The sequence below is a fragment of the Carboxylicivirga litoralis genome (assembly GCF_025499605.1).
Classification (GTDB): domain Bacteria; phylum Bacteroidota; class Bacteroidia; order Bacteroidales; family Marinilabiliaceae; genus Carboxylicivirga; species Carboxylicivirga litoralis.
In genome coordinates, this window is record NZ_JAFMVC010000002.1 from 380,864 (window position 1) to 395,308 (window position 14,445).

The window sequence follows — 14,445 nt, forward strand, 5'->3', positions numbered from 1 at the left end:
GCATGTTTTGATTTGTTTGGCAGCACAAGCATGGCGTTTGTCTTTATAGAAAAGTTCACTGTCTTTTTCAATTTACATTAGCTGATGAAATTAAAAATCAGCGATATGCGTTTTTACATTGCGATAACTATTTTATTTATTTCAACAGTTCCTTTGTTTGCTCAGGCACCCGGATTAAACCGTGTTACGATTGATAAAACTGAACATCGTTTTGAAATAGATGGGTATTTGGATGAAGCTGGTTGGGCTAATGCGCGCCTGGTGGATGGTTTCTGGCAGCACTGGCCCAATGATACTATTCCGGCAGAAGCAAAAACAGAGGTGCGTATCACATACGATGATGATTATATTTATGTGGGAGCTGTTTGTTACGAAGAGAATCCGTCGCCGGTCATTTTATCGATGCGGCGCGATGATGAAGGCAATTACTGGCGCAGCGATGCTTTTTGTATAGCTATCGACCCCAATAACAATGATAAGAACGGTTATTTCTTTGGAATGAATGCCCGTGGTGTTCAGGTTGATGGCACACTGGCGCAGAGGGGAGCTAACCCTTATCTCGACCCATTTTGGGATGAGTTTTGGGAAGGCGAAGCACAAGTGACTAATGATGCATATGTCTATGAAATGGCAATTCCTTTTACTTCCGTTAAATTCAACGAAGACAAGAATGACTGGGGAATCAATTTTATCCGCAACGATATGCGGCGTGCAGCCTATGATATCTGGTCGTGTTTTCCCATGGCTTTTTCGGGGCTTGACTTTGGCTACAATGGCGAAGTTTCATTTAAAGATGAAGTGCCTGATGATAAAGGCGGGCAGTTTATTCTAATTCCTTCATTGTCGGGTGGTTTAGATAAAAACTTTGAAGATGATAAAGGTTGGGAAGGAACGATTACTGGCGGCCTGGATGCTAAGTGGGGGATTGGTTCCGATTTATCATTAGACCTGTCTGTTTATCCTGATTTTTCAACTGTGTACGTCGATAGGCAATACATTGATTTTTATCGTTTTGAATACTATTTGCCCGAGATGCGCTCTTTTTTTCTTGAGAATGGTGATCTGTTCTCGAGTTTTGGTTCCTATTCCGACCACACAACAGTAGCCAGCGATAATCGGATTAAACCGCTGTATACACGACGTATTGGAATGTATGATTGGGATTATGTGCCGATGATTTATGGAGCTCGGTTTTCGGGTAATGTGTCTGACGATGTGCGCATTGGCTTGCTCAACGTGAGTAACGAAGCCTATAAAGACCGGACATCACAAAACTACTCAGCGGCGTCGTTTCAATGGGGTGTGTTTAAGCGTTCGGCCATAAAAGGTGTTTTTACCAACCGGCAGGCTTTATACGATGATGTTAAATTCGACAAGGATGATTATAACCGCACGGCAGGATTGGAATTTGATTATATGAATGCCTCGGGTAGCTGGACAGGAAGCATTAAGTATCATTATAGTTTTAATCCTGAAAAGTACAGTAATGCGCATTTTGCCGGAGGAGAGCTCAATTACGCTTCTTCCAAATTAAGAGTGAACAATAAGCTTTACCAGGTGGGCGATAATTATATCGTTGATATGGGTTTTGTACCTCGTCTCTATCATAAAAACGATTTGAATGATACCGAATTCCGTCAGGGATTTACTGAGTTTACCAATTTTACCACTTATTTGTTCTATCCCGAAAGCGAGACATTCCTATACATGACACCGGGGCACCGAATTAGTTTATTTGCTAATCCCGATGGAGAAGTAAGTGATTACAACGGTACTTTAAACCTGTGGGGTGAGTTTGAAAGTCGTAGTGCCTTTAACCTGTTTTTCAACTATGAGAAAGCGACACTATTGGCTCCTCGCGATATACTGCACAATGATAAGCCTTTGGATGCCGGAGAATACAATTTCCAAAGTGGAGGTGTGCATTGGTCAAGTGACGCTCGCAAACCTTTGCATGTGGCTTCTACGTTTGAATATGGAAGTTTTTACAATGGAACGAAGACGAACGCATACTTAGGCATGAGTTATCGGCTTCAAACCTGGGGACGCTTACTCTTAGATTACAATTATTGTCGTCTCGATTTTCCCGAGCCACAGGGGTTGGAGAATTATCATCTGGTGGCTTTAACTTCTGAAGTAGCCCTTAAAAAAGATTTAAACTGGACCACCCTGGTACAATTCAATACACAAAAAGATAATATGAACATCAATAGTATGGTTCAGTGGCGATTCAGGCCCATGAGTGATTTTTTTATTGTTGTGAAAGATGATTTTGAAACCGGTTCTTTCAGTAATAAGCGTTTTCAGGTCAATTTTAAAATCAGGTATTGGTTAAGCTTGTGAATTAGTTAACTCCATATTATTGGGGTAAATATATGTGAGTGGCAGCAACGGCTGCCGGGTTTAATTTTGACGGTCTTCTTTTGTGGATTTTGAAGACAGGGATTGTTAAACATTATTTCAAATCAAATTCGAAAAACCTGTTCTCGTGGTGGAGAGCAGGTTTTTTTAATTGATGAGTTCATGAAAGAACATTCAACACTTCGCATAATTAAATTAACACTGAGATGCAAAGACACGGAGGTTGTTCTTCTTCTTTATAAAACTCAGTGACTTAGTACCTCTGTGTAATAATTTTTTAACAATTACAATGCATCAATTCTCATTTTGTCAATCACAAATAACCGGCAACTCCGGATGCTTGGCTAAATGGTACAATTCCTTGATCTGCGACTCTAAAATTCGATCTTCTGATAAAGGAGGGAGTTGGTTCAACGCAAACCAGCGAGCCTCTTCAATATCAAAGTTGCCTCTTAGTTCACCTCCTGTCACTTTGCACAGAAACATGATTTTATAAACATACCATGGCTGTGGCGGATGTGGGTGACAGCGTTTATCGTAGATAGCCAATACGCGATCGACCTTCGATTGCAGACCTGTTTCTTCTTCCACTTCCTTAACAACCACTTCCGATGGGCTGTGACCAATATCGGCCCAGCCTCCGGGGATTGACCACCGCCCGTCCATTACTTCTTTGGCTAATAAGATTTCATCCTTTTCATTTAAAATCAATGCTCTTACATCCACTTTGGGTGTCGGGTATTCTTTAGGTGGCAGGTAGAATTTGTCAAAGGTTTCAATAGGCTTATTGGCTATGGCAGCCATCAATTGCTGACTTAAATCAACAAGTTCCTGGTTGCGCTCTATTTCATATCCATTTTGAGCATATACCAAACCGGTTTCGGCCAATGCTTTAATCTTTTTGAAAGTATTTAAATAATCCATGTGTTTTAATTAGTCTTTTAAAAGTAGGTTTTTATTTTCAATTCGTTAAGTGATATTGTTCGTTTCAGGATATTCAAATACATCTTAACACACTTTATAATTTAAAATGATTGAACTGTTGCATATTTACCTACCTTTGTGGCCTATTTTAAAAGTTCGATTTTTGATTTTTCGCCGATTTAGTAAAAACTTCTAACCTTCAGGAGTTATCTACATTTCCAAATATTCAATTCTCTTCTTTTTTAATAATAGTGGTAATGACACGCCTCATGTGTCAGTGTTTAATTTTTAAATGTAATTACATGAATATTTTTATTGCGGGTTTAACCGATAATGTGTGGGATGAGGATTTGGTAGAATTATTTGAAGAGTACGGAGAAGTATCTTCAGCTAAGGTGATTAAGGATCGTGAAACTAAGAAGTCGAGAGGGTTTGGATTTGTTGAAATGCCGGATGATCAAGCTGCACGTAAGGCCATTCACGAACTTGACCGTGCTGAGTATGATGGAAAAATCATCAACATAAAAGAAGCCCGTCCAAAAGAAGGCGCACAGGGTGGCGGTAACCGAGGAGGCAACCGCGGTGGTAACCGTCGTCGTTAATTAAGATACTGATAGTCTTATATAACAAAGCCTGGGTAATTATAACTCAGGCTTTGTTGTATATTAAAGTCAAAAATCAATCAATTTGGTTCTCTGAGGCTTGCCTCGGGGTCAGCTTTTTTCTCCCCTGAATTTCAGAGGAGATGGCCGATTTATATCGGTCAGAGGGGTTGATAAAGAAAACCGAGTTTTCTCTATTTGTCTTTTTTGTGGAAGAAACTCACAATCTGCTTTAAATTCTCCGCTTGTGATGATAACTGTTCTGAGCTGGCCGCTAATTCTTCGCTCGAAGAAGCATTTTGTTGAGTAATTGTACTCAATTGCTGTATGGCCGAGTTAACCTGCTCTGCACCTTTCAACTGTTCGTTGCTCGATGATGAAATCTCTTCGACCAGCTCTGTGGTTTTCTGCACCTCGGGAGCTACGTGGTTCATCTGTTCACCAACTTTAGTGCTTAATTCAACACTACTGCTTGCCAGCTCAATAATCTCTTTAGCCGATAGCTTGCTGTTTTCTGCCAGTTTACGAACTTCGGTGGCCACTACTGCAAATCCTTTACCTTGTTCGCCTGCGCGTGCAGCCTCAACAGCCGCATTGAGCGATAGTATATTGGTTTGTTGAGCAATCTCATTAATCACATTGATTTTTTGTGCAATAGCATCACTGGCTTCAACCGAAGCTGAGGTTGATTGGTTCATGTCTTTGATATTGCGAAAGACCATCAGGGATGCCTGACGCGTATTGTTGGCATTCATGGCATTGTGCTCAATATTGCTCACCATCTCTTCCATGGTTGATGATACTTCTTCAACTGATGCAGCCTGCTCTGTAGCCGATTTTGATAATTGGGTTGATGTATCACTTACATGATGACTGGCACCGGCAATATCATTGGCTCCTTCGGTAATGTCGCTCACTACAGTATCCAGCTTCGCAATCATATTTCGTAAAGAGTTAGCCAACATACCCAATTCATCTTTTTGTTTAAAGGATACTGTGGCAGATAGATTTCCATCAGCCAATTGTTCTGCAAAGGCAACACATTCAGCGAGTGGTTTGGTAATAGAGCGGCTAATAGCCTGGATAATAAAAATCAGGATGGTTATGGCCACAATAAAAATGAGGCTCATATAAAGCACGTTTTCCACTACTAAGTCAGATATTTCTGATTTATAATAGGAAATAACGATGTATGCATCAATTTTCTCAATGTACTGGTAATACAACAACTTATCTTCACCTTCCCACACATATTCTATTTTGCCACTTTCCTTTTCCTGACTATGCATTTGCCTGAAGAAGTCAGCATCGCCCACATTAGAACCTTCTTGTGTTGGATGAATTAGAAAGTCTCCATCGCTGTTGATTAAAAATGGGTAGCCCGATTCAAGGTATTTTTTGCTGTTAAATACCTCTTTGATACCAGCCATGTTTTTTTCTCTCACTCCAACATACAAGATACCTTCAACCGAGCCATCAATAATGAGCGGCTCATAAGCTGTCAGGTACCAATCATCCACAACAAAGGCTCTACCAAAGAAACTTTCGCCGCCAAGTATTTTTTGTGCGACTGGTGAGTCATTGGATATAAAGGTATCGGTTGCTCGTTCACCATTCTTTTTTCGCACGTTAGTGGATATACGCAGAAAGCCTTGAGGTATTTTTTGAAAAACAGTAGCTGTTCCGCTAATCATTTCTCCCACTTCATCCACCAGATCGTACTGATGAAACATGTTTTGTTCCCCATGCAGCAATGTCGGTATAGAAAGAGGAAGTTCTTCACCACTTATCTGATTGATAGCGGTTACACTAATGGTATTGTCAGTGTCTAGTGCAAAATCTTTCAGAGAAGCAACCTTATTAATAACCCTGGCCCCAGAGTTAACAAAACCTTGTCGATCTGTAATTTGCACCTCAATCAAACGCTTCAGATCCTGCGTTTGCATGATTGAAGTGGTTTCCATCTCTGTGGTTATTTGACTATACTGTTTCGATGATGAATAAAAGCCAACAATAACCATTACTATAATCACAATTGCTCCCAAGAAATAATTCAAGCGCGGACCAATTCTGATGTCGCTCACAAATTTTAAACTAACCATAACACTATCCTATAACACGATTCACACTTACACGGGCTATCAGGTCTGATTAAAAGCAAACACAATTATGGGGTTATATTCAGTGCTTTACGCTCTTATTTTCGAATTGTTACGGAAAAGAGTCTAAAGCTGATAGAGTATTAGTCGTTTGTTTGGAACGAAACAGACACAAAAAAGCCCGAAGCTTTGCGCAACGGGCTATTCAGTATATTCGGAGCTTTGTTTAAGCTTTCGATTTTAAGATTAATTTATCGTATAAAAATAAGGCAACAACGGCACTAATTGCTATTCCTGCATATAGCATCCATATTTTTGAAGGGTTGTAATTCACCCAAATGAAATTGGTTAATTCTGAATTACTCATGCCCATTAGCTCAGCTGCTTTATTCCAATAATCGTTTTTAGTGAAGGTTTCTGATACCTCTGGGATATCTAATCCGCGTTTAGCAACTTCTTTACTAAGTAAATGTAGTTTTCCAGCTGCTTTGTCGTAAATATCTCCTGATACAACTCCAGCCAACTGGTGACCTACTGCAATAGGTAAAAAAGATGTTCCCATATACAAGGCTTTTTTATCAGCTGGAGCAATACTACCTACGTATTCAGTAAACTTAGGGCTACTGGCCATTTCACCAATACTAAAGATAAGCACACCAAGAATAACAAAGAAACTATTTTGGAAGGCAAACATCATTCCTACACCAATCGCCAATACAAAAATACCGCTCATCATGGCATTTAATGGTTTATAACGCATTACAATTCCGGAAATCCATATTTGGAAGATAATGATAAAGAAGGCATCAAAACTACCAATGGTAACAGCTGTAATGGTTCCTTCAGGTGTGCCAATACTTTCGGCCAACCAGGGCCAAACTGAGTGAAGTGCATTGTATAGGTTTGAAGTATCTACCCAATCATCTACAAAGACAGGGAATGCATAGTATAATTGATTGAATGCAGTCCAGAAAGCAACCATAATTAACAGGAACAATACATATTTGAAGTTGCTCAATGTAATACCGATGTTTCTTAATGATTGAATGAAAACTTGTCCTAAAGGTTCATTTTCATCATTTTCTTCTCTTCCTGGCTCTTTAAAGAAAAAGAACACGAAAATATAGTTGATGGAGATCGTAATCATAGAAATATAGAATACCCAATCCCAGCTTTTCTGGTAAATAGCACCTGCGATGAAAGGGCCGATAAAACCACCGATATTAATCATCATATAGAAAATACCAAAGCCAATGGATGAGGTTTCTGAAGTAGTAGTTTTTGAGATCATTGCTGATATGATTGGCTTAAATAAGGCACCAGCGACAGCTAAATAGATGTAGGCAGCAAAAACCAGAGAGAAGGAGTTAAAAGTAGCTACCATCCAGTAACCACTCACATACATGGCATATGATAGTATTAAAACTTTTTTATAACCAACACGGTCGGCAATGGCTCCGGTGAATAGTGGTAAAAGGTACAATAACATGGAACCGGTTCCCATGATGGCACCTTTTTCGGCAGAAGAAAAACCTAATGCTCCAGTGTCTTTAGAACCAACTAAATATAATGCAAAGGCCATGTAAAATCCATACCACGCCCATCTTTCAAACAGCTCCATTGTGTTGGATACCCAAAACACCTTTGGAAAGCTTTTAATTGTCTTAAATATTCCTGACATATCGTTTTTATTGGTTTATATTTTTCAGAAACGGCTAAAATAGTTTCTTTAGTGCATAAACCAAATGCTATTCGTCAGTTTGTGAAGAGAATGCTGTTTTTTGAGTGGCCAAATATGTTGTGGTAAAAATTAATTTTACGCGCTTTTCCATCAACTGGTAGTCGATTTTGTCGGGTGTGTCATCAGGTGTGTGGTAATCGTTATGCAATCCGCTGAAAAAACCCAAAACAGGAATGTTGTTTCGGTGAAAAGCATAATGATCGGACAATCGCAGAAAATTACCGAAGCCTTGAGACTTATTGTAATCGTATTGAATTTTTAGGGGGACATTCATGTTATTGGCCACATGCACTAAAGAGTCAAATTCAGGATAATGATTGTTTCCAATGGTATAGATGTAATTGTTTTTATGCGTCGAGTCAATGCGGCCTATCATATCGATATTCACATTGGCTTTAATATCAAATGAATGCTCTTGTGGGTGGTCGGCAAAATAGAAAGCTCCTAACAAGCCTTTTTCTTCACCCGAAGTACATAGAAAAATTAAATCTTTATTCAATTTACCTTTTAATGGAGCAAAGGCTTTTGCCAGTTCAATAACGGCAGCAGTTCCACTGGCATTATCATCAGCACCCACACATATGCCGTTGTAGCGTTCGCCAATATGATCGTAGTGCGCCGAAATGACAACAGCTGCTTTATTCGTTCCTTTGCCAGGCAGGTAGCCAACCACGTTGTTGGCATCGGCCAACTCAACTTTAAGTTGGCAGCCAATGGTCAATTTAGGAGTTGGTAAGTCTTTTATTTGTTGATGGCTTGTCAGGTGTTTCAGACTATCAAGTGGTTGATTAAAAAGTTTTTCGGTTAAGCTTTGATTTACAGCAAAAGCTTTTACCATTGATGAACTGAACATTGGCTCTTGAGTACCAATGGATGGTTGTTGATGAATGGCCTTAAATTTCTCAGATACTTGATTAAAAGCATTGCTGTCGGATTGATGAACCATCAATATAGCTATGGCTCCTTTTCTTTTTGTTTTGCTGGCAATGCCATACCAGCTTTTGAAATTTTCTATACTTGCAAAAGCAATTTTGCCATCCAAATCGATATGATTGATGATTGAGTCTGATCCATTTCCAATAAACACACACTTAGCTGTAATTTGAGGTTCAATTGGGGCTGAGCTTAAGTAAACAAAATCCTGGTACGTTTCGAAAGTATGATGTGCATCTGTTAAAGTGAATGTATGCCATTGCCAACTCCATAATCCTATGTTTTGTAAAAAGCATGTGTCGTTATAGGGTTGAAGGCCATTGAGTTTAAACTGTTCAACAATGTAGTGGGCTGCTTTTCTTTCTCCTTCTGTGGCTGTTCCGCGTCCCTCCAGACTATCAGATGCCAGGATGTAAACATGCTGTTGAAGGCTACTGTCTGATATATTGTTAAGGTACTTGGTTTTAAATTTTGGTGCTTGTGCATTGCTTAACACAAATGTCACTGAAAGCAAAAGAAAGAAAGCTGTTCTCATATGTAAGGTTTTTCAGAAGACTAAGAGTATAATTTCTAATATACTTATTTTTTAGACGCTATAAACGAAAAAAGCCGGCATTTCTGCCGGCTTAAATTTTATTTAAATCGATTTTAGAATCGTTTACCTATGCTAATACCAAAAGCATAAGCACTGTATTCCTCTTTAAAATCGTAAGTAAATACAGGCGTCAGTTCCCATCCTTTTTCAATAGCAACTTCGTATTCAATACCGGTTTTTAATACAAAAAAGGTTTCGGTATCGTGCTTTTTAAATTCCCATTCCATACCCGGGCCAGCGATAAGGCCAATACGTTTGGTAGGTTTGTATTTGCCTACTGCCGAAAGTACCACCACATTGTTACGTTCTAAGTCATCATGATTGTCGGTATGGATGTAATATTCATCCAGTTCCACATCGGCTATGATGCCTACATCCCATTTGTGGTTTAACGAATAATAATAATCAATGCCAATGGTAGGTACCCATTTACCTGTGCTTTCCTCATGCGTTTCGTGCTCATAAAAAGCAGAAGGGATGTGTGTAAACCCAGAGTAGAAGGCCACTTTGTGTTTCCCATGGTTGGTTTCATGCTCTCCTTTTTCGTGTTGCTCGACATGGTGGTGCTGAGCCATTGCATTCATAGTCAATGCAAGCATTACTAAAATGAAAATCTGTTTCATCTTAAAATTTAATTTGTTAGTTATGTATTGATAATAAAGCAGGGAGGGAGCGGGGTAATTGTTTAATATTTGTTTCCTAGAATAATACCGTTAATAAAACCATTGAGCAGCGCACTGCCTATATCTTTCGAGCCATGTGGATTAAAGCTATCACGTCGGCAGTTATTGCCAGTGTAATAAATGTCATTGCTTGGGTAATAAGCTTTGTAGGGTAAAACAACTTGACTCTGAGAAACCAAAACATTGTATTGCTCATACATGCCACGGTGATTGAAGATAAGGATTGGACGATTAGAATGGTGTATCTGTCCAGCGTTTAAATCGAGTTGAATAGGATAATACTTTAGCTTTAAATCAAGTGTTAACTCTGTGTTTTTTTGTATACTATCCAATTGCATCGAATATTGAGCATGGCCATTTATACAAATTATACAGATGGCAGCACTTAGCACAAACTTTATTTGCTTCATCAGTTGATGTAATGATTTTTATTGGGCGGCAAAGTTATGTATTATCTACTTAAATGCGATTATATTTGTTTCTTGCGTAAGGAATTAAAATCGATATAATAAAGCAGTTTAAATGATACGGTGTTGATTTGTGGACTATTACGGATGATTTCTATGTTATCAGCATAGTCGCTAACCATGTTATCTTCTTGAGCAAAAACTGAGTTTTTCCAGCCTAATGTCATTTCAGAACCAGGTGCAAATACCCATCGCAGTACCATGTCAACATTAAATGAATTGAAGTTACGGTCATGATTATCATCGTAGTCCGGGGCATCAATTAAAGTGCCATTGTCTTGTAACAGGTAAAAGGCTTTGTTTTCAGCTCCCGACCAATAATGACGTCCTCTCAATCGAAGGCTCAGCTTATTATTGAAAGTATAGGCCATCTCTAATACATTCTCTATGGTGTTTAAATCGCGTTGGGCAATAAATATGGAATCTTCAGCATCATTGCGGCTGACATATCCATAGTCATTGGTTTCCGGGCTGCACGAAAATTCATAGTCCAGAGCTAATTTTTGTCCAATACGCCAACCAAGGCCAAGTCCCATCCAATTGCCATACTGATTGCGGTCGGGTCGCTCAAAGCCTCCGAAATAGACATAACCAGAAAACTTTTTATTCCAGTCGCTGTGAACAAAAAAGTTGTAATTATACCCCTGTGGTTTGTATAAATATCGGTCTTCAACACGCGTCTCGTCATAGTTATGTTCCTCACTCATCCATTCAGCCCGAGCTTCAAAACCATAATTGTTCATAAAGCGCCATTCGGTGTATACCCCTAACTCTTGTGCTCTAAGATCCCATGGTTCCATCACCATATCATTTTTGAAATAAGCACGTGCCATCCCACTTTGAAAAATGCCAAATGGTTCAACTTGGTTTAACATCACGTAGGTGTCTGTATCAAATAAATTGTTACGCATTAAGAAACCCATGTCGTTGGGATTATAGTCTTTGTGGTAGGCTTCTTGTGAGATGCCAAATTGCCATTTGCCACTGTTTTTAGCTACTTCGACTTCGGCAAACCAACCTGTGGTTTTAGCAGTATCCACACGATGACTAACACCACCTTTCCCACTAATAGCATAGGTTAATGATCTGTCTCTAAACTGGAATTCGGTAGCCGTAACATTTGCCCCGAAAGAATGATCGTACATCGACATGTTGGTATTAATCAGGCTGATGTAGGAATTGTTTTTAAGCGATTGGTCGATGACCGAAACATTATAGTTGGTGAAAGGCTGAATGAGGAATTCCCTGGAGCTGTTTTTAATAGTATCTTTTATAGTCGCATGGGAGCTAAGCGACATGGCATTTAAAAAGCCAACCGCAAATCCATTTTTACTTCGACCCGATATTTTTGTGGCATTAATTAGTTGTGTTTCAGATGGTCGGTCACTGATGATTTCATTGTCAAGAAGTGTTTCATCAGCATCGCTTGAAAATTTAGGCCGGCTTCCTATTCGCCTTGAGTAGAAAACATCGCCGCGATCAAACAACTCCATACCTTCAGTGAAAAATTGGCGACGTTCAGCATAATATATTTCGTAAGGGCTCAAGTTAAGTTGGCGATCATCTGATTGAATCTGACCAAAATCGGGAATTAGCATCATGTCCAGCGTATAGCTTTCATTAATGCCGTATTTCATATCCAATCCTCCTTTGTAGGTAAAATCAGTTTTATCAATTTCTTCATTGTGCTCTACATAGGCCGCCAGGTAAGGAGAGAAGGATAAACGGGTAGGTGGTTGAATATCTTTAATACCAGTTAACTCACCTTGCTGATGAATCCATCCTGAGATATTACGATCGATGAAATTCCAGGTGTTATTAGAATTATAACGGCGTATATTACGAAAAATATTGATTCCCCAAAGGTGAACCGGTTGATCGGGAAACCGAAGTGCGGAGTACGGGATGCGCATCTCCACTATCCAACCTTTATCTGTAATTTGCGTTTTACTTTCCCACACGGCATCCCAGTTGCCATCCTCACGGTCACGATCACTTTTTATCGCTTTCATATCCGATTGAACACCAGCAGGTGTAATATAGAAGCCGTATGCTAATTGCCCCTCGTTATAAGGATCGATATAAACGCCAAAATAATCCGAGTTGCCAATGTTGTCTCTTTCAGTCAGGTAGTTGTAGATACTATCGGGTGCGTTGTCGTGTAACATGGCACCAACATAGATAGCTGTTTGGTCGTAAAAGAACCAAACTTCTGATTTTTGCATGGCTGGCCGGCCGTTATAGGGTTGAAGCTGCACAAAATCTGTGGCAGCTTGTCCTACCTGGTAAAATTCTTCATTGAGCAGGCCATCGATTTTTAAAGGAGAGGTGATATAGGTAGCGCTGACACTTTTCTTTTGTGCATACAATGTTGCTGATAAGAAGACTATCAACAAGATGTGTAGAAATTTCATGTGATTTAGTTAGTGTTTTCTCAAAACCTTAAAAATATTTAAAAATACAATTTTTAGAGGTTAACGGCATGTTAAAATACTGTATTAATTAATATTCAGTCCTTTCCTTACTGATTTATCGTTTTTACATCTCAAAAGTACACTTTCAAACATTGGGTTTTTACTATCTTTGAGGCTTCGTAAATAAATTAATGTAGAATAGCGTCTGGTAAGACAATAAATAAGTAATCAAATGAATTTTGTTGAAGAATTAAGATGGCGTGGCATGATTCACGATGTAATGCCGGGAACAGAAGAACAATTAGAGAAAGAACTGACGTCAGCTTATGTGGGTATTGACCCAACAGCAGATTCATTGCACATTGGTCACCTGGTGGGGGTGATGATGTTAAAACACTTTCAGGCATGTGGACATAAGCCCTTGGTTTTGGTTGGAGGTGCAACCGGAATGATTGGTGATCCATCGGGTAAGTCTCAGGAGCGTAATTTGTTAGATGAAGAATCGTTGCGTCATAACCAGGCGTGCTTGAAAAAACAATTGGCTTTATTTCTCGATTTTGATTCGTCGTTACCCAACGGTGCTGAATTAGTGAATAACTATGACTGGATGAAGGAGTTTACCTTCCTGGAGTTTATTCGTGATATTGGTAAGCACATCACGGTTAACTACATGATGGCGAAAGACTCGGTGAAGAAGCGTTTGGGTGAAGAGTCACGCGTGGGTATGTCATTTACAGAGTTTACTTACCAATTGGTTCAAGGTTTTGACTTCTTACACTTATACCGCGAGAAGAATTGTAAGTTACAGATGGGTGGTTCTGACCAGTGGGGTAACATTACCACCGGAACAGAATTGATTCGTCGTAAGGAGCGAGGTGAAGCTTTTGCCATGACTTGCCCTTTAATTACTAAAGCAGATGGTGGTAAATTTGGTAAGACAGAAAGCGGTAACGTATGGTTAGACCCTGAAAAAACCAGTCCATACCATTTCTACCAATTCTGGATGAATACTTCAGATTCAGATGCTGAGAAGTACATCAAGATATTTACCATGTTGACGAAAGATGATGTAGAAACCTTGGCCAAGGAACAGGCTGAAGCCCCTCACCTGCGTGCTATGCAAAAACGTTTGGCCGAAGAGGTAACGGTTATGGTTCATGGCAGAGAAGCCTATGATTCAGCTGTTGAAGCCTCTCAGATTTTATTTGGCAAGGCAACCACAGAAGCACTCCGCAAAATTGATGAGCAAACATTATTAGCTGTTTTTGAAGGAGTGCCTCAGTTCACTGTTGATAAGGCTTTGTTTGCAGAAGGCGTCAATGTGGTTGATTTGTTAGCCGAAAAAGCGACTGTGTTCCCATCAAAAGGTGAATTGCGCCGAACGATTAAAGGTGGTGGAATGAGTATTAACAAAGAAAAAGTAACGGATGCCGAATTGAGCGTTGACGCATCGGCTCTTCTAAATGATAAATACTTGTTGGTTCAAAAAGGCAAGAAGAATTACTTCTTAGTCATTGCACAATAACCAATTTAGCAGAAGGAATTGAAAGCAGGCAGTAATGTCTGCTTTTTTTATGTCTTAATTGCAAATGGTTTTTGGATTATCAGTGAGAACAATCTTAATCT

At 39.4% G+C, this 14,445-nt stretch carries 10 protein-coding genes; 3 read left to right on the forward strand and 7 right to left on the reverse strand.

The genetic code is table 11. The features are described 5' to 3' along the window. Window positions 1-105 precede the first annotated feature (105 nt). Entirely contained in the window at window positions 106-2,343 is a 2,238-nt protein-coding gene (locus tag J1N10_RS03705) for a carbohydrate binding family 9 domain-containing protein (RefSeq protein WP_262325325.1), read from the forward strand. Window positions 2,344-2,670: 327 nt separating this feature from the next. Here J1N10_RS03705 and J1N10_RS03710 read toward each other — a convergent pair whose 3' ends face one another. Beyond that, on the reverse strand, window positions 2,671-3,285 hold the full coding sequence (locus J1N10_RS03710; RefSeq protein ID WP_262325326.1) for an NUDIX hydrolase: 615 nt from the start codon (window positions 3,283-3,285) through the stop codon (window positions 2,671-2,673). Between the two features lie 302 nt (window positions 3,286-3,587). Here J1N10_RS03710 and J1N10_RS03715 point away from each other — a divergent pair, with 302 nt between their 5' ends. Further along, entirely contained in the window at window positions 3,588-3,887 is a 300-nt protein-coding gene (locus tag J1N10_RS03715; RefSeq protein ID WP_262325327.1) for an RNA recognition motif domain-containing protein, read from the forward strand. 194 nt (window positions 3,888-4,081) lie between these two features. On the opposite strand, the gene J1N10_RS03720 is transcribed toward J1N10_RS03715, so the two are convergent. The 6 genes from J1N10_RS03720 to J1N10_RS03745 all read right to left on the reverse strand — a co-directional run bounded on the left by J1N10_RS03720 (window position 4,082) and on the right by J1N10_RS03745 (window position 12,819). Continuing rightward, window positions 4,082-5,989, reverse strand: a complete 1,908-nt coding sequence (locus J1N10_RS03720) for a methyl-accepting chemotaxis protein (protein WP_262325328.1) — start codon at window positions 5,987-5,989, stop codon at window positions 4,082-4,084. Between the two features lie 223 nt (window positions 5,990-6,212). Beyond that, window positions 6,213-7,667, reverse strand: coding sequence for an MFS transporter (locus tag J1N10_RS03725; protein WP_262325329.1), 1,455 nt, complete (start codon window positions 7,665-7,667; stop codon window positions 6,213-6,215). A 67-nt stretch (window positions 7,668-7,734) separates the two neighbouring features. Beyond that, on the reverse strand, window positions 7,735-9,195 hold the full coding sequence (locus J1N10_RS03730) for a M28 family metallopeptidase (RefSeq protein WP_262325330.1): 1,461 nt from the start codon (window positions 9,193-9,195) through the stop codon (window positions 7,735-7,737). Between the two features lie 113 nt (window positions 9,196-9,308). Further along, a complete protein-coding gene (locus J1N10_RS03735) occupies window positions 9,309-9,878 on the reverse strand; it encodes a hypothetical protein (RefSeq protein ID WP_262325331.1) in 570 nt (189 codons plus the stop codon). Window positions 9,879-9,940: 62 nt separating this feature from the next. After that, window positions 9,941-10,348, reverse strand: coding sequence for a hypothetical protein (locus tag J1N10_RS03740; protein WP_262325332.1), 408 nt, complete (start codon window positions 10,346-10,348; stop codon window positions 9,941-9,943). A gap of 59 nt (window positions 10,349-10,407) precedes the next feature. Then, on the reverse strand, window positions 10,408-12,819 hold the full coding sequence (locus tag J1N10_RS03745) for a carbohydrate binding family 9 domain-containing protein (RefSeq protein WP_262325333.1): 2,412 nt from the start codon (window positions 12,817-12,819) through the stop codon (window positions 10,408-10,410). 232 nt (window positions 12,820-13,051) lie between these two features. On the opposite strand from J1N10_RS03745, the gene tyrS reads away from it, so the two are divergent. Beyond that, a complete protein-coding gene (tyrS, locus tag J1N10_RS03750) occupies window positions 13,052-14,344 on the forward strand; it encodes a tyrosine--tRNA ligase (RefSeq protein ID WP_262325334.1) in 1,293 nt (430 codons plus the stop codon). The last annotated feature ends 101 nt before the right edge of the window (window positions 14,345-14,445 follow it).

Bases quoted from the DNA above. Each gene is read 5' to 3' on its own strand.
- J1N10_RS03745 (WP_262325333.1), bottom strand. From the start codon at position 12,819: ATGAAATTTCTACACATCTTGTTGATAGTCTTCTTATCAGCAACATTG.
- J1N10_RS03735 (WP_262325331.1), bottom strand. From the start codon at position 9,878: ATGAAACAGATTTTCATTTTAGTAATGCTTGCATTGACTATGAATGCA.
- J1N10_RS03705 (WP_262325325.1), top strand. From the start codon at position 106: ATGCGTTTTTACATTGCGATAACTATTTTATTTATTTCAACAGTTCCT.
- J1N10_RS03740 (WP_262325332.1), bottom strand. From the start codon at position 10,348: ATGAAGCAAATAAAGTTTGTGCTAAGTGCTGCCATCTGTATAATTTGT.
- J1N10_RS03725 (WP_262325329.1), bottom strand. From the start codon at position 7,667: ATGTCAGGAATATTTAAGACAATTAAAAGCTTTCCAAAGGTGTTTTGG.
- J1N10_RS03710 (WP_262325326.1), bottom strand. From the start codon at position 3,285: ATGGATTATTTAAATACTTTCAAAAAGATTAAAGCATTGGCCGAAACC.
- tyrS (WP_262325334.1), top strand. From the start codon at position 13,052: ATGAATTTTGTTGAAGAATTAAGATGGCGTGGCATGATTCACGATGTA.
- J1N10_RS03720 (WP_262325328.1), bottom strand. From the start codon at position 5,989: ATGGTTAGTTTAAAATTTGTGAGCGACATCAGAATTGGTCCGCGCTTG.
- J1N10_RS03730 (WP_262325330.1), bottom strand. From the start codon at position 9,195: ATGAGAACAGCTTTCTTTCTTTTGCTTTCAGTGACATTTGTGTTAAGC.
- J1N10_RS03715 (WP_262325327.1), top strand. From the start codon at position 3,588: ATGAATATTTTTATTGCGGGTTTAACCGATAATGTGTGGGATGAGGAT.